The sequence below is a fragment of the Roseateles koreensis genome, from assembly GCF_028595305.1.
Classification (GTDB): Bacteria; Pseudomonadota; Gammaproteobacteria; order Burkholderiales; family Burkholderiaceae_C; genus Paucibacter_A; species Paucibacter_A koreensis.
This window is the reverse complement of sequence record NZ_JAQQXS010000004.1, coordinates 1-19,785: the sequence shown is the minus strand read 5'-3', so window position 1 is coordinate 19,785 and position 19,785 is coordinate 1. Positions and strand designations below refer to the sequence as shown.

At 62.8% G+C, this 19,785-nt stretch carries 21 protein-coding genes; 18 read left to right on the top strand and 3 right to left on the bottom strand.

Annotated features, from left to right (window positions below; genetic code table 11):
- Positions 1 to 12 precede the first annotated feature (12 nt).
- Together PRZ01_RS05125 and PRZ01_RS05120 are read left to right on the top strand one after the other, a co-directional pair.
- Positions 13 to 1,791, top strand: a complete 1,779-nt coding sequence (locus PRZ01_RS05125; protein ID WP_273595688.1) for a branched-chain amino acid ABC transporter ATP-binding protein/permease — start codon at positions 13 to 15, stop codon at positions 1,789 to 1,791.
- 4 nt (positions 1,792 to 1,795) lie between these two features.
- On the top strand, positions 1,796 to 2,536 hold the full coding sequence (locus tag PRZ01_RS05120) for an ABC transporter ATP-binding protein (RefSeq protein WP_273595687.1): 741 nt from the start codon (positions 1,796 to 1,798) through the stop codon (positions 2,534 to 2,536).
- A 7-nt stretch (positions 2,537 to 2,543) separates the two neighbouring features.
- Here PRZ01_RS05120 and PRZ01_RS05115 read toward each other — a convergent pair whose 3' ends face one another.
- Positions 2,544 to 3,632 carry a calcium:cation antiporter gene (locus tag PRZ01_RS05115; protein ID WP_273595686.1) on the bottom strand — a complete coding sequence of 363 codons (1,089 nt, stop codon included), beginning with the start codon at positions 3,630 to 3,632 and terminating at the stop codon, positions 2,544 to 2,546.
- Between the two features lie 108 nt (positions 3,633 to 3,740).
- Here PRZ01_RS05115 and PRZ01_RS05110 point away from each other — a divergent pair, with 108 nt between their 5' ends.
- The 6 genes from PRZ01_RS05110 (at position 3,741) to PRZ01_RS05085 (ending at position 7,325) form a co-directional block, all read left to right on the top strand.
- Positions 3,741 to 4,214: a CreA family protein gene (locus PRZ01_RS05110; RefSeq protein WP_273595685.1), complete on the top strand. Its 474-nt coding sequence runs from the start codon at positions 3,741 to 3,743 to the stop codon at positions 4,212 to 4,214.
- 52 nt (positions 4,215 to 4,266) lie between these two features.
- Entirely contained in the window at positions 4,267 to 4,890 is a 624-nt protein-coding gene (locus PRZ01_RS05105) for a hypothetical protein (RefSeq protein ID WP_273595684.1), read from the top strand.
- Positions 4,891 to 5,234: 344 nt separating this feature from the next.
- A complete protein-coding gene (locus PRZ01_RS05100) occupies positions 5,235 to 5,426 on the top strand; it encodes a hypothetical protein (protein WP_273595683.1) in 192 nt (63 codons plus the stop codon).
- Between the two features lie 40 nt (positions 5,427 to 5,466).
- Positions 5,467 to 5,715, top strand: a complete 249-nt coding sequence (locus PRZ01_RS05095) for a hypothetical protein (protein WP_273595682.1) — start codon at positions 5,467 to 5,469, stop codon at positions 5,713 to 5,715.
- An 88-nt stretch (positions 5,716 to 5,803) separates the two neighbouring features.
- On the top strand, positions 5,804 to 6,715 hold the full coding sequence (locus tag PRZ01_RS05090) for an HDOD domain-containing protein (RefSeq protein WP_273595681.1): 912 nt from the start codon (positions 5,804 to 5,806) through the stop codon (positions 6,713 to 6,715).
- A 4-nt stretch (positions 6,716 to 6,719) separates the two neighbouring features.
- On the top strand, positions 6,720 to 7,325 hold the full coding sequence (locus PRZ01_RS05085; RefSeq protein ID WP_273595680.1) for a methyltransferase domain-containing protein: 606 nt from the start codon (positions 6,720 to 6,722) through the stop codon (positions 7,323 to 7,325).
- Between the two features lie 7 nt (positions 7,326 to 7,332).
- Here the strand turns inward: PRZ01_RS05085 and PRZ01_RS05080 are convergent, their stop codons facing one another.
- On the bottom strand, positions 7,333 to 7,815 hold the full coding sequence (locus tag PRZ01_RS05080; protein WP_273595912.1) for an Lrp/AsnC family transcriptional regulator: 483 nt from the start codon (positions 7,813 to 7,815) through the stop codon (positions 7,333 to 7,335).
- Between the two features lie 121 nt (positions 7,816 to 7,936).
- On the opposite strand from PRZ01_RS05080, the gene hppD reads away from it, so the two are divergent.
- Positions 7,937 to 9,061, top strand: coding sequence for a 4-hydroxyphenylpyruvate dioxygenase (hppD, locus tag PRZ01_RS05075; protein WP_273595679.1), 1,125 nt, complete (start codon positions 7,937 to 7,939; stop codon positions 9,059 to 9,061).
- 51 nt (positions 9,062 to 9,112) lie between these two features.
- On the opposite strand, the gene PRZ01_RS05070 is transcribed toward hppD, so the two are convergent.
- Positions 9,113 to 10,072 (bottom strand): esterase/lipase family protein, encoded by a 960-nt coding sequence (locus PRZ01_RS05070; RefSeq protein ID WP_273595678.1) that lies wholly within the window; start codon positions 10,070 to 10,072, stop codon positions 9,113 to 9,115.
- 73 nt (positions 10,073 to 10,145) lie between these two features.
- On the opposite strand from PRZ01_RS05070, the gene PRZ01_RS05065 reads away from it, so the two are divergent.
- From PRZ01_RS05065 to tnpC, 9 genes are all read left to right on the top strand, one after another.
- The gene (locus tag PRZ01_RS05065; RefSeq protein ID WP_273595677.1) at positions 10,146 to 10,892 is read left to right on the top strand and encodes an FFLEELY motif protein; all 747 of its coding nucleotides are present in this window, start codon (positions 10,146 to 10,148) and stop codon (positions 10,890 to 10,892) included.
- Positions 10,893 to 10,977: 85 nt separating this feature from the next.
- The gene (locus PRZ01_RS05060; protein WP_273595676.1) at positions 10,978 to 12,708 is read left to right on the top strand and encodes a long-chain-fatty-acid--CoA ligase; all 1,731 of its coding nucleotides are present in this window, start codon (positions 10,978 to 10,980) and stop codon (positions 12,706 to 12,708) included.
- Positions 12,708 to 13,664 (top strand): MBL fold metallo-hydrolase, encoded by a 957-nt coding sequence (locus PRZ01_RS05055; protein WP_273595675.1) that lies wholly within the window; start codon positions 12,708 to 12,710, stop codon positions 13,662 to 13,664. The genes PRZ01_RS05060 and PRZ01_RS05055 overlap by 1 nt, the downstream gene beginning before the upstream one ends.
- A 349-nt stretch (positions 13,665 to 14,013) precedes the next feature.
- The gene (gene modA / locus PRZ01_RS05050; protein WP_273595674.1) at positions 14,014 to 14,775 is read left to right on the top strand and encodes a molybdate ABC transporter substrate-binding protein; all 762 of its coding nucleotides are present in this window, start codon (positions 14,014 to 14,016) and stop codon (positions 14,773 to 14,775) included.
- Between the two features lie 9 nt (positions 14,776 to 14,784).
- Positions 14,785 to 15,471: a molybdate ABC transporter permease subunit gene (modB, locus tag PRZ01_RS05045; protein ID WP_273595673.1), complete on the top strand. Its 687-nt coding sequence runs from the start codon at positions 14,785 to 14,787 to the stop codon at positions 15,469 to 15,471.
- A complete protein-coding gene (gene modC / locus PRZ01_RS05040) occupies positions 15,468 to 16,589 on the top strand; it encodes a molybdenum ABC transporter ATP-binding protein (protein WP_273595672.1) in 1,122 nt (373 codons plus the stop codon). Before modB ends, modC begins: the two co-directional genes overlap by 4 nt.
- A 317-nt stretch (positions 16,590 to 16,906) precedes the next feature.
- Positions 16,907 to 17,278, top strand: coding sequence for a hypothetical protein (locus tag PRZ01_RS05035; RefSeq protein ID WP_273595671.1), 372 nt, complete (start codon positions 16,907 to 16,909; stop codon positions 17,276 to 17,278).
- A 109-nt stretch (positions 17,279 to 17,387) separates the two neighbouring features.
- On the top strand, positions 17,388 to 17,771 hold the full coding sequence (locus tag PRZ01_RS05030; protein ID WP_273595670.1) for a transposase: 384 nt from the start codon (positions 17,388 to 17,390) through the stop codon (positions 17,769 to 17,771).
- Positions 17,772 to 17,998: 227 nt separating this feature from the next.
- A complete protein-coding gene (tnpC, locus tag PRZ01_RS05025; protein WP_409993807.1) occupies positions 17,999 to 19,588 on the top strand; it encodes an IS66 family transposase in 1,590 nt (529 codons plus the stop codon).
- Positions 19,589 to 19,785 lie beyond the last annotated feature (197 nt).

Here is a 19,785-nt window from a genome sequence, read left to right as displayed (position 1 = left end):
TGACTGGATCCCATGACGCCGCGCAAAGCCATTCCCTGGGGCCTCCTGGTCCTGTTGTTCATCCTGCCCCTGCTCCCGGTGCCGGAGTTCTGGATCACGCAGCTCAACTACATCGGCCTGTTCGCGCTGGTCAGCACCGGCCTCGTGCTGCTCACCGGCGTAGGTGGATTGACCTCTTTTGGCCAGGCCGCCTTTGTCGGTATCGGCGCTTACGCCAGCGCCGTGCTGACCACCCAATATGCGCTCTCGCCTTGGATGGGTTTGCTGGCAGGCTTGCTGATCACGGCGGCCGTGGCCTTGTTGCTCGCGCTGCTGACCCTGCGCATGTCGGGGCACTATCTGCCCCTGGCCACCATCGCATGGGCCCTGAGCTTGAACTTCACCACGGCGAACATGGAAAGCCTAGGCAAATACGACGGCATTCAGGGCCTGCCACCGCTGCATTTGCTGGGCATCAGCCTGCAGGATGGGCGCGCGTTGTACTACCTGATCTGGGCCATTGCGCTGCTGGCCGCGCGCGCCACATTGAATCTGCTGGACTCACGCGCTGGCCGCGCCATCCGCGCCTTGAACGGCGCAACCACCATGGCCGAAGCCATGGGCATTTCCACCTTGCGCTACAAGGTGGTCATCTTCCTGATTGCGGCACTGCTGGCGTCCGTCTCGGGGTGGTTGTTTGCGCACTTGCAGCGCAGCGTCAACCCCAGCCCATTTGCACTCAAAATGGGCATCGAGTACCTGTTCATGGCCGTCGTCGGCGGGGTAGGCACGGTGTGGGGCGCCTTTATCGGCGCGGGCGTTTTCAAGATCATCGAAGATCAACTGAAAGAGCTGCTGCCCGCCTTGCTCGGCAGTAGCGGCAACTTTGAAATCATCGTGCTGGGCGTGGTTCTGGTGCTGATCATCAAATACGCGCCCAAAGGCCTGTGGCCGGCTATCACCTCGCTCTCGGCCCGCTGGCTTGTGCCCGAGCATCGTCCGCGCAATTGGCAGAGCGCCGCGCCGCTGGCCGCCCGAGACAAGGCCCGGCCGCAGGAGTTGCTGCTGGATGTGGACAAAGTACGTAAGCAGTTCGGCGGCTTGGTGGCGGTGAATGACGTGTCCTTTCAGATCTTCGCGGGCGAGATCATTGGCCTGATCGGCCCCAACGGCGCGGGCAAATCCACCACCTTTAACCTGATCTCCGGCGTGTTGCCGCTCAGCAGCGGTGCCGTGCGTTTTCGTGGTCATGCGGTGAGCAACAAACCCTCCCGGGAAATCGCACGCCTAGGCATGTCGCGAACCTTTCAGCACGTGAAGATGATTCCCGACATGAGCGTGCTGGAGAACGTCGCGCTGGGCGCCTACGTGCGCAGCAGCAAGGGCGTGGTGCAAGGCATGCTGGGCCTGGGCAAGGCCGAAGAAAAGCAGCTGTTCGCCGAAGCCGAACGACAGCTGCAACGCGTGGGCATGGGCACGCAGATGTTCGAGTTGGCCGGCAATCTGGCGCTGGGTCCGCAACGCCTGATGGAAATCGCGCGGGCGCTGTGCACCGACCCGGCCCTGCTACTGCTGGACGAACCCGCAGCCGGTCTGCGGCATAAAGAAAAGCAGGCTTTAGGCGACGTGATCCGTCAGTTGAAGCGTGAAGGCATGAGCGTACTGCTGGTAGAACATGACATGGAGTTCGTCATGGGCCTGACCGACCGTATCGTGGTGATGGAATTCGGCACCAAACTGGTTGAGGGCACCCCCGCATTGATTCAATCCAGCCCCATTGTGCGGGCGGCGTACCTTGGCACGGAGCATTGAGCGCATGACACCCCCCACAGACATGTTGAGCGTTCAAGGCCTGCACGCCGGCTATGACCGCGCCGAAGTCTTGAACGATTTGAGCCTGCGCTTGCCACAAGGCGCCGTGGTGACGGTGATCGGGCCGAACGGCGCCGGCAAAAGCACCACCTTGAATGCGCTGATGGGTGTGCTGCCCGCCAAAGGAAAAATCATCCTGGCCGGGGAAGACATCAGTGCGCTGAGCCTGGAAGAGCGGGTCATGAAAGGTCTCGCCCTGGTACCGGAAAAGCGCGAACTCTTCACCACCATGAGTGTTGAGGACAATTTGATCCTCGGCGGCTATCGGCCCATGCGGCTGGGCCAGCGCGACTGGCGCGAAGGCCTGGAGAAAGTCTTTCAACTGTTCCCTCGGCTCAAAGAGCGCCGCACCCAGTTGGCGGGCACGCTGTCGGGAGGCGAACGCCAGATGCTGGCCGTGGGTCGAGCCCTGATGGCCCAACCCAAAGTCCTGATGCTGGACGAACCCAGCCTGGGTCTGGCGCCGCTGATCGTGAAGGAGATCTTCCGCATCGTCTCGCGTCTGCGCGATACCGGTGTGGCGATTCTCCTGATCGAGCAAAACGCCCGCGCCGCGCTGGAAGTGGCCGACTACGGCTATGTCCTAGAAACCGGCGAGGTGGGCCTGCAGGGACCGGCCGCCGAATTGGCCCGCGACCCACGGGTGATCGAAACTTATCTGGGCACGGCCAAGAAGCTGGAATAGCGTGTGATCAAGGCACGATGGCCAGAAACAAGAAAACCGTAAACAAGACCAAATGCACCGCCCCATGCAGCACCGTGGCGCGGCCGGTCCCCAAGGTCAGCGTGCCAACGCCAAAGGTCAGCATCAGCAGCACCATGTGGATGTGCGACAGGCCCAGCACCAATGAGTTCTGCATGAAAAGCGACAGCAGAACGACCGCCGGTATGGTCAGCCCAATGCTGGCGATGCCGGAGCCCAGGGCCAAGTTCAGGCTGGTCTGCAGGCGGTTGGCAAGGGCCGCCCGCACTGCCGCCAGGGTTTCTGGCAGCAGCACCAGCATGGCGATGATCACGCCAACCACCGCCAGCGGCGCGCCAACCTGCCGCACCCCTGCCTCGATGGAAGGCGCCAGCAGCTTGGCCAGCCCCACCACCCCCACCAAGCAGATCATCAGCAAAACCAGGCTGACCCAGGCCACGGGCGTGGACGGTGGCGACGCATGGGCATCGTCATTCGCACCATCCGCGGGCAAGAAGTAATCGCGATGGCGCACGGTCTGCACGAACACAAACACGCCATAAAGCAGCAATGAAGCCACGCCGGCAAAAACCATCTGCGCGTTGGAGAAAGTCGGGCCCGGGGAGCTGGTGGTGAAACTGGGCAAAACCAAGGTCAACACGCTCAGCGCAACCAACACGGCGAGCACGGGGCTGGTGCCCTCAACCTTGAAGGCCACTTCTTTAAAGCGCATGCCGCCCAGCAAAATGCACAGGCCGACAATGCCGTTGCAAACAATCATGATGGCCGAGAACACCGTGTCACGCGCCAGGGCAGGGGCGCCCTCGCCGCCAGCCAACATCAAAGAGACAATCAGCGCCACCTCGATCACCGTCACCGCCACGGCGAGCAGCAAGGAGCCCAGCGGCTCGCCTACCCGGTGCGCCACCACCTCGGCATGGTGGACAGCGGCAAGCACCGCAGCGACCAAGGTGAGGGTCACGAGACCCAGCAGCCAAGCCGACAAGCCCCCCTGTCCCAGGCCCAACAACAGCCCGCCCGCGACCATTGGCGCTGCAACAGTCCAGACTGGCAAGGCGACGGGCAACTTTTTGATCATGTCGCAAGCATAAAGGCAAGTAGCAACGCGGCACCCCCATCTGCGCGCCCAGGGGCCCTCTCATCTGGCTGATACTGACGCTTCTTGTTTCAGCCTCGGACACCCCGCATGAAAAAGACTTTGATCCTGGTCGCCGCCCTGCCGCTGTTTTTGTACAGCCCCGCTCACGCTGAGGCGATCGGCGAGGTGGACACCGTCTTCAAGCTGATCGGACCCGACCACAAAATCGTCGTGACCGCCTATGACGATCCCAAGGTTGAGGGCATCACCTGCTATGTCTCCCGCGCCAAAACCGGCGGCATCTCAGGCGCGCTGGGGATGGCGGAAGACAAATCCGAAGCCTCCATCGCCTGCCGGCAAACCGGCCCCGTCAACTTCGCCAAACCCCTCCCCAAGCAAGAAGAAGTGTTCAGCGAACGCGCCTCTCTGGTGTTCAAACGCCTTCGTGTGGTTCGCATGGTGGACGCCAAGCGCAATACCCTGGTGTACCTGACTTACTCGGACCGCGTCATCGAGGGTTCGCCGCAGAACAGCGTGACGGCAGTGCCTGTCGACCGGGCCACGCCAATCCCGCTGAAGTAAGGCGCGAACCGCCAGGACGCCCCGGGATCAACAAGGCTTTATCATGGCGCCCATGTCATCCGCGCCCATGGACGTCGCACAGGTCCGTTTGGACAACGCGATGCTCCTTTTTGAAGAATTCGTCACCGCCTCCGTCCGGCACCCCGACCCCGCCACATTGCGTGGCCTGGAGCGCCGTTTTGCGGAGCGCCTGCAAATCCAGCCCAGCTACTGGAGCCAGATCAAAAGCCGCTCGCGCCAGATTGGCGAACGGCTGGCACGCCAATTCGAACAGCTGTTTCACAAACCCGCCTATTGGATGGACCAAGCCCATGGCCACGGTGCGACTGGCGGTGAAGCGCTTTCAAGTGCCGAAGAAACCACGCCCAGTGTGCCGCAGGATGATGATGAGCGCTTCATCGTCGGCTTGGTGCTGACCTACTACCGCCGGCATCCCCAACGCGCCCGCACCCGCTTGCTCGACCTCTTGGGCGAGGTGCTGACACCCAGCGCGGCCACACCGGCCCCCACGCCCCCGCCACCAGGACCTGCGAAAGCAACCAAGGGGGCCGGGACAAGCAAAACGGCCAGCCCCGGGCGCCCCACGACTGCAACAACAGCAAGTAGCAGCACTGAAATCGACGAATGGCGTCGCCTGCAGCAAGGTATTGCACCGCTCAAGCCCAAAAAACGCTGATCTCCCCAAGCCGCCGCCCTCACGCAACTGCATAAAGCCGAGAACGGCCCCTGCGCCAGCCCGCGTCCGACCGGGCAAGCTTCGGCACGTCAGCGGCATTTTGTGATAAATACAACTTGCGCAAGATAAACAATTGTTTATCATTTGCGCAAGCTGCGAAGCTCACCCTCGCAGTGAAGTCCCCCGTCGCAACACCCGCTCCGTGCAGCTGTCCCGGCTACCAGAGCATTGCCCGCGTGCAGCTCGTCATCCGACAGGCGTGCGCGGCCGCCCCGTCTCATTTCGCAAACGCTGCAACGCTGCCACGGCGCAGTCGCGCCGCCGCATTGCCCAGGAGTTTTCGCATGTCTCAGTTCGTCGCCCCACGCCCCCAAAACAGCCGCATGGTCATCAAACCTCGCAATCCACTGGTCGGCCCCGCGCTGCTGCGATTGGCAGGACGCCATCGCAGCAGCGCCAGCGCCCAGCGACAGAACGCGCAGCGCACGCTCAAACAAGAGCTCAAGACCTTGACCTCACCCGACCGCTGCCCTTGAACCGCCCGCGGCCCTAGCGGCCGCCTCCCGGAGACCCCTCATGTTGCGTTTGAGAGACCTGCATGGCGCCCACGATAGCCGCGCCAGCTGCCTGACCACCCACCACAGCTGGTGTCAGCGCCTGGCACGCCTGCTGACCCGCTTCCACCGCCAGCACGCACCCGAAGATAAATGGGCCACGCTTGACGTTTATGGCGACGCCGGTGCACCGGAAGGGGCGCTGCTGTATGTCAACAACAAGCTAACTGACAAATTGCACGGTATCGCGCGCCGGGTGACGCGCCCGTAGCGCAATACCTTGCGCCGTGATGACCGCCGGTCCCTGAGTCTCACTCAGGGACCCAAGAGCGACTACCATCAGCGCCAGCACAGCCCTTATGCCCCGCTCGCCCGTGACCCAGCCCTTATCCTCGTCTCAGCCCACCGGCACGTCTGGCGCATTGGATGCGTCATGGCCCAATTTACGCCAGCCCCTGCCTGATCTGGCCAGTTGGGCCCACTTCTGCAGCCAGGCGCACCTGCCCATCCTGCTGGACACGGCCGAGTACCTGAACCTAATGCGCGAGCATGAAGACGCGGCCGACGCCAACAACTTGGGCGAGCAAATCGCCCGCGACCCCTTGATGAGCTTGCGGCTCCTGGCCCACGCGTCCGAGCAGCGCTCCAGCCGTTTGCCGTCGGACACCCAAACCGTCATCGCCGCCTTGGTGCTGATGGGCATCACCCCATTTTTTAGTACCTTTGCGGCGCCGTTGACGGTTGAAAGCCACCTGGCCGCACAGCCCTTGGCGTTGCAAGGCCTGCGTCAGGCCGTGCAGCGGGCCGATCGCACCGCCCGCCTGGCCCACAGTTTTGCGATCCACCGCAACGACCCCAGCGCGCCAGCGGTGCACTGCGCCGCACTGCTGCACGATTTCGCCGACTTGCTGCTCTGGAGTCTTGCGCCGGAGTTGGCCTTGCAAGTTCAGGCCCACCAGCACGCGCACCCGCTAACGCCACGGGCCGACGTGCAGCGCAACGTGCTGAACATTGAGCTAAGCGCCCTTGAAAAGGCTTTGATACAACATTGGCGGCTGCCCCCCTTGCTCCACCAGCTTCGCCATGATGAGCACGGGCGCAACCCGCAGGCGCAATGCGTGCTATGGGCGGTAAATTGGGTGCACCACACCGCCAACGACGAAGCCAGGGATGAAGGCGAGAAGGGCATTGCTGCCTTTCTGGACCTCAGCTTGCCCGCGACGCGGCAGCTGCTGCACGAGTTCGATGAAACGACAGCTGAAACGAGGTGATCTCATGAGCGGCCCCAACCCCGACTTCTGGCAAGAACGCTTTACCCAAGGAGAAACACCATGGGATCGCGGCGCACCCCATCCACAATTGCTGCACTGGCTGGCCGCCGGCTTGATTCAGCCGGGCATGCGGGTGCTGATCCCGGGCTGCGGGCGCGGGCATGAGTTGGTGGCGCTCGGGCACCAGAACATCGCCGCACTCGGGCTGGACTACACGCCCGCTGCCGTGGCTTTGGCGCGCGCGCAACTTGGCAGCCTGCCGGGCGCTGTGGCGCTGGCCGATGTGCTGGAATGGCAACCGCCCGAGGCCTTGGACATCGTTTACGAACAAACCTGCTTGTGCGCCTTGCACCCCGATCATTGGCAGCGTTATGCTGCGCAGATTCATGCGTGGCTCAAACCGGGCGGCCAACTCCTTGCCTTGTTCATGCAAGCACGGCGCGACTCAGCGGGCACCGGCGTGGTCGAAGGCCCGCCCTACCACTGTGACATCAATGCCATGCGCGCCTTGTTCCCGGCGGCGCTATGGCACTGGCCCGCCCCGCCCTACGTCAGCCAAGCCCATGCGCGCGGCTGGAACGAGCTGGCCGTGGTGCTGACGCGGCGCTAAGCCGAGCTCAGACCGGCACCGCCGTGGTGTTCTTCAACCTATCAAGCACAAAGCTGGTCTTGCAGTCTTGCACGCTCGGGTGTTTGAGCAGCGTGTCCGTGATGAAGCGGGCGTAGTGCGCCATGTCTTGCACGAGCACGCGCAGTAGATAGTCCATCTCGCCCGTCAAGGCCGAGCACTCGACCACCTCGGGCCAGGTTTGAACGGCCGCGCGGAACAAATCCATCGGGTTGCGCTTGTGGCTCTCGGTATGTTTTTCCAAGCGCACGTTGATGTAAGCCGTTAGCCCCAGGCCCACGCGTTCCGGCGGCACCAAGGCCACATAGGCGGAAATAGTGCCCGACTCTTCCAGGCGGCGGACCCGCCGCAAGACCGCGGAGGCCGACAAATTCACCTGAGCCGCCAACGCGTCGTAAGTCACGCGGCCATCTACCTGCAGCGCCCTCAAAATGCGTCGATCAATGGTATCGAGCTGAACTTCAGTTTCCATGGTCGATATTTTCGCAGTTTTCATGCGCGGGAGTACCAGCTCGCGCCTGAGTTCGCATGAATCCTGCATGCCATTCCTTCTACAGTCTTGACCCATCGCAAGACATATTTGGAGACATCACATGGCATTCACACCTTGGGACAACCCGATGGGAACCGACGGCTTCGAGTTCATCGAGTTCGCAGCCCCCGAGCCCGCAGCCCTGGGCAAGCTGTTCGAGACCATGGGCTTTGCTGCTGTGGCAAAACACCGGCACAAGAACGTCACGTTGTACCGACAAGGCGGCGTGAACTTCATCATCAATGCCGAGGCTGACTCGTTTGCACAGCGCTTTGCTCGACTGCATGGCCCGTCGATCTGCGCCATTGCCTTTCGGGTGAAGGACGCCGCGCAGGCCTACCAGCGTGCGCTCGAACTGGGCGCCTGGGGCTTCGACAACAAGGCCGGGCCCATGGAGTTGAACATTCCGGCCATCAAGGGCATTGGCGATTCGCTGATCTATTTTGTCGACCGCTGGCAAGGCAAAAATGGCGCCGAAGCCGGTGCGATCGGCAATATCAGCATCTACGACGTCGACTTCGTGCCACTGACTGACGCTCATGGTCAACCTGTGCCCGCCAACCCGGTCGGCCATGGGCTGACCTATATCGACCACCTGACGCATAACGTCTTCCGTGGGCGGATGAAGGAATGGGCCGAGTTCTACGAACGCTTCTTTGATTTCCGCGAGGTACGCTACTTCGACATCGAAGGCAAATTAACCGGGCTGAAGAGCAAGGCCATGACCAGCCCTTGCGGCAAGATCCGCATCCCCATCAACGAGAGCAGCGACGACAAGAGCCAAATCGCAGAATACCTGGACCTCTACCGCGGCGAAGGCATCCAGCACATCGCCCTGGGCACCGACAACATCTACGGCACCGTCGAGGGCATGCTCGCCTCAGGCGTGCAGTTTCAGGACACTATCGACACCTATTTCGACCTGGTCGACAAGCGTCTGCCGGGCCACGGCGAAAAGCTCGCAGACCTGCGCCGCCTGCGCATCTTGATCGACGGTGCCGCGCATCTCGACGCCCCCAATGAATTGCTGCTGCAAATCTTCACCAAGGAAGTGATCGGCCCGATCTTTTTCGAGCTGATCCAGCGCAAGGGCAACGAGGGCTTTGGCGAAGGCAACTTCCGCGCCTTGTTCGAGAGCATCGAGCTGGACCAAATTCGCCGTGGTGTGCTGAAAGCCGACGCCTGACTCAGAGCGGGCGCCTGGCCAGGATCTGGCTGACCGCGAATTTAGTGCCCACTAAGCTGCGGCCGCTTGACGCCTTGCGTCGTTGAGCGGTTGGGCCAGATACGCCAAGGCGTCCGCAAAAACGCGGGGTTCGAACACGAGGCTTAAGTGCCCTGCGGCCGGAATTTCGATGGCTCGCGCGCCCGGCAGAACAGCCGTCTGCGCCGGGCAGACCACTTGGTCGCAGGCACTGAAGTAACAATCCAGATGAGCGGCGATTTGACAATCGCCCTCATTGAGCCGCTCATGGCTAGCCAGCTCTTGCAGCCATGCGCTATGGCGGCGCATTTGCCGGGCATTGCGGGTCGTCGAGAGTTCAGCCATCACGGTACCGGCGTGTGGAGTCCCCAGGGTCAGCACGCGCTGGACCCGCGCACGCTGATCGTTATGACCGTGGCGGCGCCACCAGGCGCGCACCGCTAGGCCGCCCATGCTGTGCGCGACCACCAGCGGCGGGGTGCCACCACACGCGGCCGTCAGGCGCTGCACAGCCGCCTCGATGGGGTCGGCATAACGGTCAATGCCACCGAATTCCGGGGTCAGCGTGAGCGCAATGTAAGGATGGCCCTTCGCACGGAGTCGCCGCATCCATTCGTTCCACAGCCCACGATTGCACGAAAAGCCGTGAATCAACAAGACGCCACGTTGGCGGGCCGGAGGCGCAGGCAAGGCGTCAGCAACAGCCTGGGCCGCAAAAGGCTGCCACCAGGAAAAGACCCGCTCACACGCGGGCAGCTCTCGCCACCAGGCGCGCAGCAAGGTGCCCCATGAAGGCCTTCCGTCACTTGGCGACTGATTGATTCTGCGCAAGCTGAAAAAGGCGCCCAGCAAAAACCAGGCGTAGGCGAAAAATAGCAGGGTGCCGACGGCCAGCCCGAGGGCGAGTTGCCCTGCACGAGCCCAATACCCAGCCACAGCCAGACTCAAAACCACACGCAGCAATTGCTGAAGACGCTGTATCCATGCATTCATCGTTTCAGTGTACGAGCGGGCGTGGGGGCAAGCGCCAAGCGCACAATCAAAGCTTGGACTTTCAACATGAACGATGAATCTGGACACATCAGCCCAAGGCATTTTGAGCGAGTTACAGGAGGTTGAACGGCAGCGCGCCTGGCGCGACCAGCAACCGGGCATGGCAGCCCGTGTGGAGGCCCTGAAGGGCTATCAACAACGGCGCTTTGCAAACACCTATGCCGACCTGCTGGCGACGCCACGCTATGCCCAGGCGACCCGTTTTTTCCTTGAAGAGCTGTATGGGCCGGGGGACTTCACGCGCCGTGACGCGCAATTCGCACGGGTGGTGCCGGCGTTGGTGCGAATTTTTCCGGAAGAGGTTGTGGCGACGGTTGCGCGCCTGGCGCAATTGCATGCCTTGTCCGAAACCATGGATTCCCGAATGGCCAGCCTGCTGGGTGAGGCGCCACTCTCGGCCAGCCGCTACGCTCAGGCATGGCAGGAGTGCGGCGCAGCGCCAAGTCGCCAGCAACAAATCGAACTCACCCTGGCCGTTGGCGTGTCGCTGGATGCGCTCACGCGCAAGCCTATGTTGCGACAGGCCTTGCGCCTGATGCGTGGCCCCGCAACTGCCGCCGGCCTGCATGAGTTGCAGTCGTTTTTGGAGTCAGGCTTTGACACCTTCAAGGCCATGCGGGGCGCCACGGACTTTCTGTACACCGTGCGCCAGCGTGAGGAGGCCCTGGCCCGCGCACTTTATTCAGCATCCGCACCGGCGCGCCTCAGCGCGGAGCGCGCGTGTCTCGCAGGTGACGATCCACTAGGGCAATTACCCTAACAGGCTGACAGCAAGCCAGCCACCATGAAGACTCGCAAGATCAAATGCCCGTGCAGTGGCAGATCACAATCATCGGACTGGAGACATGGTGCAAGCTGAAGCGACCGTTGAACGCCCCAGGGTTTCGCCCCCTGCGGAGTCGAAACCCTGGCTCAAAACCTATCCGCCCGGCGTTCCCGCGGACATCGATGGCAGCGCCTACGGGTCTCTGGTCGATTTGCTTGAGGAAACCTTCAGCAAGTATGCCGACCGGGATGCAGCCGAGTGCATGAACCAAAGCCTCAGCTTCAGCCAAGTGGGGGCGCTGTCACGCGACCTCGCCGCATGGCTGCAAAGCCTGGGCCTGCCTCGTGGCGCACGGGTCGCCATCATGATGCCTAATATCTTGCAGTACACCCTCGCCGTTGCCGCCATCCTGCGAGCGGGCTACGTGGTGGTCAATGTCAACCCGCTCTATACCCCGCGCGAGTTGTCCCATCAGCTGAAGGACTCCGGCGCGCAGGCCATCATCGTGCTGGAGAACTTCGCCAGCACGCTGGAACAAGTGCTGGACCAAACCGAGGTGCGCCACGTGGTGCTGGCGTCCTTGGGCGACATGCTCGGCTGGTGGCGTGGCCCGTTGGTGAACTTCATGGTTCGCCATGTGAAGAAGATGGTGCCCGAGTTTTGCCTACCCGCCGATGTGGGGCGCAGCGTCACCCGTTTCAACGCCGCCCTGCAGCGAGGCAGCGGCCTGCCCTTGCAGCCGATGGCCCTGGGGCCAGACGACGTCGCCTTCTTGCAGTACACCGGCGGAACCACGGGCATCTCCAAGGGTGCAACGCTCTTGCACCGCAACGTCGTCGCCAACATCTTGCAAAGCGAAGCATGGTTCGCTCCCACCTTGAAAAAGCTGGGCGACAAGCCCTTGACCATCGTCTGTGCGCTGCCGCTTTATCACGTCTTCGCGCTCACGGCTTGCTACATGCTGGGTGCGCGCCTGGGCATGAAGAACCTGTTGATTCCTAACCCGCGAGACATCCCGGGAATGATTGAGACCCTACACAAGCACAAGGTCAACGTCTTCCCCGCCGTGAACACCTTGTTCAACGCACTGGCCAACGACCCGAACTTTGCCCGCTTGGATTTCAGCGAATTGGTGATTTCCAATGGCGGTGGCATGGCAGTCCAACAAGCCACGGCTGAAAAATGGCTCAAGCTAACCGGCTGCTCCATCGTTGAAGGCTATGGCCTGTCTGAAACATCCCCGGTCACCACCATCAACCGGCTGGACCTGCTCACCTTCAACGGATCTATCGGCCTGCCTGTGCCGGGCACTGACATTGCCATCCGCGATGACGACGGCAAAGACCTGCGCCCAGGCGAGCGCGGTGAAATTTGCATCCGCGGGCCGCAGGTGATGGCCGGTTATTGGAATCGTCCGGATGAAACCGCTCTGGTCATGACGCCCGACGGCTACTTTAAAAGCGGCGACATCGGCGTGATGGACACCCAAGGCTATGTCCGCATCGTGGACCGCAAGAAAGACATGATCCTGGTCTCCGGATTCAACGTCTACCCTACCGAGATCGAACAAGTGGCAAATATGCACCCCGGGGTGCGGGAATGCGCCGCGGTCGGCGTGCCCGACCCACGTTCCGGCGAAGCCGTGAAGCTCTATGTCGTGAAGAATGACCCTGCCCTGGCTGAAGAAGACCTCAGCCTCTTCTGCCACGACCAGCTGACTGCCTACAAGCGCCCCAAATACATCGAGTTTCGGGACGATCTGCCCAAGACCAATGTCGGGAAAATCCTGCGCCGAGAACTGCGCAGTTGATGTCTCCGTTCGCCCTGCCCGCCGACGTCACCGTGCTGGAACGCGGCTGGCTCTCCTCCAACTCGGTCATCCTCTTCGACGAACACCAAGGCGCAGTGCTGGTCGACACTGGCTACCACAGCCACCAGGCGCAAACAGCGGCGCTGGTACAACAGGCGCTGTCAGCCCATGCCCACACCAGCCCGGCGCTGCGCTTGATTGTCAACACCCACCTGCATTCAGACCACTGCGGCGGCAATGCAAAGCTCAGCCAGCAATTCAACTGCCCGATCGCCATCCCTCCAGGCGAGTTTGACGCGGCCGCGCGATGGGATGAAGCTGCGCTCAGCTACGCCGACTCCGGCCAGCATTGCCCGCGCTTCACCCCAAGCTATGCGCTGACGCCGGGCGAAGAGATTGTGCAGGGGCACAGGCGCTGGCAGGTGCACGCCGCGCCCGGCCATGACCCGCACTCTGTTGTGTTATTCGAGCCCGACTCCGGCATCCTGATCTCCGCAGACGCCCTTTGGCAGCACGGCTTTGGCATTGTTTTTCCGGCCATTGAAGGCGGAGCCGGGGTCGACCGGGGATTCGCGGAAGTCGAGGCCACGCTCGACCTCATCACCACGCTTCCCGTGCGCTATGTCATTCCGGGCCACGGGAGCCCCTTCAGCGATGTTGAGGGGGCCATGCGTACTGCTCGACAACGTTTGACCTACTTCCGGCAAAACCCGAGTCGCCATGCGAGCCACGCCGCCAAAGCCTTGATCATGTTCCGCCTGCTGGACGTAGGCGCACAAAGCGCGGCGCAATTTCTCGGCGGGTTGGACAACACGCCCGTTCACTGTGCCCTGTGGCGCGGCCATTTCAGCCACCAGCCGCTGCGCCAATGGTCTGAAAGCTTGTTGGCTGAATTGGCACAAAACGGCCAGCTCGCCTTGAACGATGCGCAACTGAGCGTCCCTCCGCAGCGCTGAAGGGCGGCGAGGGCAGCTTCGCGCTTGATCTATTGGGCGCCGAATCTCAGATGCCTCGCGAGGCCTTGTCCTCCAAGTTTGACGGCCCTCCTCGGATCATCATGCACGTGCCCTAGAATTTGCGCGACGCCTGCCTGGGCCAATTTCGAATTGGCAGTGCCTATGGACTGCCAAGTCATTTCGTCAAAAAAATCGTAAGCTCATGAAACCCCAACTTGGCGGCGGTCGCAGCGCCATGGGGGTGAGTTCCTGCGCGGACTTCAAGGTCTCCATCGTGATTCTCGCGGTGACCGATTGATGCCTGCATTGATCGACAGTTGACCGAATTTCTATTTGAGGAGAAACGCAGATGAACCAAAAATTCGGCTTGAACACCCTCGCGGTGTGGGGCGCCCTGGCCCTGGCAACACAGCCGGCCCGGGCCGATGAAGTACTGGTTGCAGTGGCGGCCAACTTCGCCGTGCCACTGGCACGCATTGCCGAAGGCTTCAGCACAGCCACAGGCCACACGTTGAAGATCTCGTCCGGCTCGACCGGCAAGTTCTACAGCCAGATCGCGGCCGGTGCGCCCTTCCAGGTGCTGATCGCCGCCGACGACGAGACGCCCGCCAAATTGATCGCCGAGGGACACGCCGTGGCCGGCAGCCAGTTCACCTATGCCATCGGCCGCCTGGTGCTGTGGAGCCCCCAGCCGGGGCTGGTGGACGCGCAAGGCTTGGTGCTGGCGTCGGGCAAATTCACGCACTTGGCGGTTGCCAACCCCAAACTTGCGCCCTATGGCCGAGCCGGGGTTGAGGTGCTGAAAGCGCGTGGCCTGGAGGCGGCCGTTGCCCCCAAGCTGGTGACCGCTGAGAGCATCGCTCAAGCCTACCAATTCGTTGCCAGCGGCAATGCGGAGCTGGGATTCGTTGCGCTGTCTCAGGTCGCGCCACCGGGCAAGCCAGTTGCCGGCTCCTATTGGCTGGTACCGCAGGCCTTGTACGGTGAAATCCGCCAAGATGCCGTGCTGCTCAAACCGGGTGAAAAGCAAGCCGCAGCCGCCGCGCTGCTGGCCTATCTGAAGAGCGCCCCAGCCAAGGCCATGATCCAAGCCTATGGCTACGGCCACTGAAGGCAGGCAATGACACCCGCCACCTGGAGCGCCGTCCGCCTGAGCGCCGAGTTGGCGGGGCTCAGCACCTTGCTGCTGCTGTTGCTGGGTACGCCGCTGGCTTGGTGGCTCGCGCGCACGCGCTCAATCTTCAAGCCGCTGTGGGCCTCGCTGGTGGCCATGCCTCTGGTGCTGCCACCCTCGGTGCTGGGCTTTTACCTGTTGCTCCTGATGGGGCCACAGGGCCCGGTGGGCCGCCTGACGGAGTGGCTGGGATTGGGGCGCCTGCCTTTCAGCTTTGGCGGTTTGGTGGTGGGTTCAGTGCTGTACTCGATGCCTTTTGTCGTGCAACCACTGCAGCAAGCCTTCGAGGCCATTCCCGAGCGCCTACTGGAGGCGGCCGCCAGCTTGCGTGCCGCGCCGCTTGACCGGTTCTTCAGCGTCGCCCTACCCTTGGCGAGGCCGGGCCTTCTGACGGCCAGCGTGCTGGGTTTTGCGCACACGGTGGGCGAGTTTGGCGTGGTGCTGATGCTGGGTGGCAATATCCCGGACCGTACACGGGTGCTCTCGGTGGCCATTTACGACCATGTGGAAGCCGGCGAATTTGCCGAAGCCCAACAACTCTCCGCCGGCATGGTGGCGTTTGCGCTGGTGGTGCTGCTGACGCTCTATCTGAGCAACCGGCCTCGCCGCCAGCGTCAGGAAGACAGAGCATGACCGGGTCACACACGATCGGCCTGCAATTGCATCTGCAGCGGCAGGATTTTTCGCTAGACATCGACCTGCAATTGCCGGGCCGTGGCGTCAGCGCCCTGGTGGGCCCCTCCGGCTGCGGCAAGACCACAGTGTTGCGCTCGCTGGCCGGACTGGAGCGTGCCCAGGGCCGGGTGAGCTTGGGTGACGAAGTCTGGCAGGACGATGCCCGTCGGCACTTTGTGCCGACCTGGCAACGCCCCATCGGCTATGTGATCCAGGAGTCCGCGCTGTTCCCGCATCTCGATGTGCGCGGCAATCTGGAATATGGCCGACGCCGCAGCAGCAAAGATAGACACAGCCAAGGAAGCAAGGCAGGATCCGGCGCCGGCCCGGGGGAGCTGCCCGTCTTGCTTGAATTGCTAGGCATCGGCCACTTGTTAGCGCGGCGCCCAGACACCTTGTCGGGTGGCGAGCGCCAACGCGTAGCCATCGCCCGTGCCCTGGCCGCCGAGCCGCGACTCTTGTTAATGGACGAGCCCCTGGCCGCGCTGGACGCGGCACGCAAGGCCGAGATCCTGCCCTATCTTGAGCGCCTGCAAGCGGAGTTGGACCTGCCCATCGTCTATGTCAGCCACTCCATGGACGAAGTGGCACGGCTGGCCAACCATCTGGTGCTGCTACGCGCAGGCCGAGTCGAGGCGGCCGGCCCCTTGCTTGAGCTGCTGGCCCGGCCAGAGATGTCACCCAACCGGTTAGACGACGCCAGCGTAGTGCTCGAAGCCGAAGTGCTGGCGCACGACGAGCAGCACGGCTTGACGCAGATCGGTCGCGCCGGCGCCACACTGTGGGTCGGCCAGACACGCCAGGCCCTAGGCAGCGCAGTGCGCGCCCGAGTACTGGCACGCGATGTGAGTGTGGCCCGACAGGCCCCACTCGAAACCAGCATCCTCAATGTGCTGCCGGCACGGCTGGAGTCCATCTACCTGGAGCCCCATACCGCCCTGCTGCGCCTCCAACTCAACCAAGCACATGCAGGCTGGCCGCTGCTGGCCCGCATCACGCGGCGCAGCCTAGCAACGCTAGCACTGCAGCCCGGTGAATATCTGCATGCGCAGATCAAGGGTGTGGCGCTGATGTAGCGTGTACCTCCCTAATTGTATGGAGTCCGGCGACGATCGGCTTTGATATATGGAGACGGTCCGCCTAACGTTATATCTGCACGCCATTCGTGCGTCCGTGCAGCTGCCGTCATCGACAGCGAAGGGGTAAGCCCCTGAGATTGCACGGAACTTCCCGCCCGGTCGCATGGGCTGCGCGCCAAGCTGCGTCCAACGTACAACGACGTGCATAACGGCGCTTTCACCGATTTGGCGATCGCCCTTCGTCGGTCAGGCCATCCCGCGAAGACACCGACGCTTGACGTCCGGCACGCTGACTTAACCCGAGGACCCGCATCATGCGCACGCACACCCACCTCTTTTCCCTACTCCTGCTTGCTGGAGGAGCACTGGCCCAAGATGCAATGCCGACCCAAGAACCCGCGGCGTTGAGAACGGCCGAAACCACAGCAGCGGCCGCCACCACGGCAACAGCAAGGGCGACTGCTGCAACTGCAATACCCATAGCCCCCAAGGTCGCCATCGATCCGGTCGCATTGATGGAGAAAGAGCCTACTGCAGCCGGTTTCAAAACACGGGCCAACGTGGTGGCTGAACTCAAACGCGCCCGTGAATCTGGCGAGATGAGTTATTACTGGTCCGAAATTGATCCGGGCTATCGGGCGCCGGCAACTCACACCGCCAGCCCAAATGGCGCTAGCAATCGCTGAAGCGTCCATTTGCCGAACAAGCATAAGCGGCCAGCCAAGTCATGTTGATCCGCTGAGCGGAACCAAGGATGCTCGTATCCATCAAGAACTAAACGGATACGTGTGCACCATGGAGCAGGGAACAGGCGGACGTTGGCGGCGAGTCCATAGCGACGAATTCAAGGCGCACGTCGTCGAAGCGAGTAAGCAGCCGGGTGTGTCGATGGCGGCCGTGGCGATGGCCAACGGCATCAATGCCAATCTGCTGCGCCGTTGGGTGCTGATGTCCCTGGCATCGACGGCAGTACCGCCGCGTGCCGAGCTGGCGTCGCTGCCCACGCACGCCGACTTCCTCCCCGTGCCGATGCCTACTGTTCCATCGGAGCAGGCACTGGAGCCCGCGCCTGCACCGATCCGCATCGACGTGCAACGGGGTTCGACCGCGATCACCGTGTTGTGGCCGGTCAGCGCTGCCGCTGCGTGCGCGAGCTGCTTGCGTGAGTTGCTGAGTTGACCCGCATCGACGCGATGTGGCTCGCCGTCGAGCCGCTGGACATGCGCGCCGGCACCGAAACGGCGATGAGATGCAGCTGACGTCCGCACAGCTGCAGGCGCTCGTGCTGGGACTGCCCTGGCAGCGCATCGGCGAGGGCGGCGCCATCGACTTGCTGTAGGGCGAGTTGCGCATCAATCGGTGCCTGTGCCGATGCGCACGGCGGCGTCCTTGTTCACACTGCCGACATGGCAGTCGCTTCGCCCCCGGCCCCCTCCTTGAGTGCAGAAGACATCGCCTCGCTCGACGCAGCGGGGCTCTCGCACATCGGCGCCAAGCTGCTGGAACTGGTGGATCGCCAGGCCCGCGACCGCCACGAGATCGAATGGCGCGATGCCAAGATCGAGAAGCTGAGCTTCGAGATGGCGCAACTGCGCCGGGTGAAGTTCGGCAAGAAGAGCGAGCAACTCGATGCCGAGCAGAAGGCCCTCTTCGACGAGGCCGTCGATACCGATCTTGCCGCCCTTGAAACGCAGCTGGCCGAGCTGCTCGCGGCCAAGCGCAAGCCCGGTGATGTGCCGCCCGAGCGGCCCAAGCGCGCGGCCCTGCCGCCGCACCTGCCCCGTGTGGATCGGCATCACGAGCCCGCGAACACGATGTGCGCCTGCGGTTGCCAGTTGATGCGCATCGGCGAGGACGTCAGCGAGAAGCTCGACTACACACCCGGCAGCTTCACCGTGGTGCGCCATGTGCGGGGCAAGTGGACCTGCTCCCAGTGCCGCACGTTGACGCAAGCCCCTGTGCCGGCCGAGATCATCGATAAGGGCTTGCCCACCTCGGGCTTGCTCGCGCATGTGCTGGTGGCCAAGCATGCTGACCACCTACCGCTGTATCGGCAGGAAGCCATCTTCGAGCGCGCCGGCTTGGCCATCCCACGCTCGACGCTGGCGGCCTGGGTGGGCGTGTGCGGCATGCGTCTGCAGCCGCTCGTGGACGCCATGAAGGCAGAGTTGCTGGCTCGGCCCGTGCTGCATGCCGATGAGACGCCGGTGGCGATGCTGGCTCCGGGAACTGGCAAGACCCATCGCGCCTATCTCTGGGCCTACGCCAGCGGCGCCTTCGAGCCGCTGCGCCTGGTGGTCTACGACTTCACCGAGAGCCGCTCCGGCGAGCACCCTCGCGCCTTCCTCGGCCACGGCACACCGCAGGCCTGGCGAGGCAGCTTGGTCTGCGACGACTACTCGGGCTACAAGGCGCTGTTTGCCGCTGGCATCACGGAGGCCGGCTGCATGGCGCACGCCCGGCGCAAGTTCGTTGAACTGCATCTGGCCAACAAGAGCACGCTGGCTGCAACGGCCATTGACCTCATGGGCCAGCTCTACGGCATCGAGCGCGAGATCAAGGCGCGCTCACCGGATGACAGGCTGCGAGAGCGACGAACGCGAGCGGCGCCGATTGCTACGGCGCTGCATGACTGGCTCGCCACATACCGCGCCAAGGTTCCGGAGGGCAGCGCCACCTCGAAGGCGATGGACTACAGCCTCAAACGCTGGGCTGCGCTCACGCGCTACCTGGACGATCCGGCATTGCCCATCGACAACAACTTCGATGAACAGCAGATCAGGCCATGGGCAACTGGCCGCAAGAACTGGCTGTTCGTCGGGACGCTGTTGGCCGGGCAGAGGGCTGCGGCGATCATGAGCCTGATCCAGTCGGCCAAGCTCAATGGACACGATCCATACGCCTATATGCGCGACGTGCTCACGCGGCTGCCGACGCAGTTGAACCGTGACATCGGGGAACTGCTGCCTCATCGCTGGAAACCCGCCGCCGCGTAACTGCAGAGCCACGTCGGTCAACATGACTTGGCTGGACGCTTACACTACGAACAAGCCGTAGCATTCGAAGTAGAAACCACAAAAGCAAAAAACCCCCAACTCTGACGAGAAGGGGGTTTTGCTGGATATTAGCCTGACGATGACCTACTTTCACACGGGAATCCGCACTATCATCGGCGCTGAGGCATTTCACTGTC

Bases quoted from the DNA above. Each gene is read 5' to 3' on its own strand.
- hppD (WP_273595679.1), top strand. From the start codon at position 7,937: ATGGCATTCACACCTTGGGACAACCCGATGGGAACCGACGGCTTCGAG.
- PRZ01_RS05120 (WP_273595687.1), top strand. From the start codon at position 1,796: ATGACACCCCCCACAGACATGTTGAGCGTTCAAGGCCTGCACGCCGGC.
- PRZ01_RS05070 (WP_273595678.1), bottom strand. From the start codon at position 10,072: ATGAATGCATGGATACAGCGTCTTCAGCAATTGCTGCGTGTGGTTTTG.
- PRZ01_RS05100 (WP_273595683.1), top strand. From the start codon at position 5,235: ATGTCTCAGTTCGTCGCCCCACGCCCCCAAAACAGCCGCATGGTCATC.
- modA (WP_273595674.1), top strand. From the start codon at position 14,014: ATGAACCAAAAATTCGGCTTGAACACCCTCGCGGTGTGGGGCGCCCTG.
- PRZ01_RS05090 (WP_273595681.1), top strand. From the start codon at position 5,804: ATGCCCCGCTCGCCCGTGACCCAGCCCTTATCCTCGTCTCAGCCCACC.
- PRZ01_RS05125 (WP_273595688.1), top strand. From the start codon at position 13: ATGACGCCGCGCAAAGCCATTCCCTGGGGCCTCCTGGTCCTGTTGTTC.
- PRZ01_RS05115 (WP_273595686.1), bottom strand. From the start codon at position 3,632: ATGATCAAAAAGTTGCCCGTCGCCTTGCCAGTCTGGACTGTTGCAGCG.
- PRZ01_RS05060 (WP_273595676.1), top strand. From the start codon at position 10,978: ATGGTGCAAGCTGAAGCGACCGTTGAACGCCCCAGGGTTTCGCCCCCT.
- PRZ01_RS05065 (WP_273595677.1), top strand. From the start codon at position 10,146: ATGAATCTGGACACATCAGCCCAAGGCATTTTGAGCGAGTTACAGGAG.
- PRZ01_RS05055 (WP_273595675.1), top strand. From the start codon at position 12,708: ATGTCTCCGTTCGCCCTGCCCGCCGACGTCACCGTGCTGGAACGCGGC.
- PRZ01_RS05030 (WP_273595670.1), top strand. From the start codon at position 17,388: ATGGAGCAGGGAACAGGCGGACGTTGGCGGCGAGTCCATAGCGACGAA.
- PRZ01_RS05085 (WP_273595680.1), top strand. From the start codon at position 6,720: ATGAGCGGCCCCAACCCCGACTTCTGGCAAGAACGCTTTACCCAAGGA.
- PRZ01_RS05095 (WP_273595682.1), top strand. From the start codon at position 5,467: ATGTTGCGTTTGAGAGACCTGCATGGCGCCCACGATAGCCGCGCCAGC.
- modC (WP_273595672.1), top strand. From the start codon at position 15,468: ATGACCGGGTCACACACGATCGGCCTGCAATTGCATCTGCAGCGGCAG.
- modB (WP_273595673.1), top strand. From the start codon at position 14,785: ATGACACCCGCCACCTGGAGCGCCGTCCGCCTGAGCGCCGAGTTGGCG.
- PRZ01_RS05105 (WP_273595684.1), top strand. From the start codon at position 4,267: ATGTCATCCGCGCCCATGGACGTCGCACAGGTCCGTTTGGACAACGCG.
- PRZ01_RS05110 (WP_273595685.1), top strand. From the start codon at position 3,741: ATGAAAAAGACTTTGATCCTGGTCGCCGCCCTGCCGCTGTTTTTGTAC.
- PRZ01_RS05035 (WP_273595671.1), top strand. From the start codon at position 16,907: ATGCGCACGCACACCCACCTCTTTTCCCTACTCCTGCTTGCTGGAGGA.
- tnpC (WP_409993807.1), top strand. From the start codon at position 17,999: ATGGCAGTCGCTTCGCCCCCGGCCCCCTCCTTGAGTGCAGAAGACATC.
- PRZ01_RS05080 (WP_273595912.1), bottom strand. From the start codon at position 7,815: ATGGAAACTGAAGTTCAGCTCGATACCATTGATCGACGCATTTTGAGG.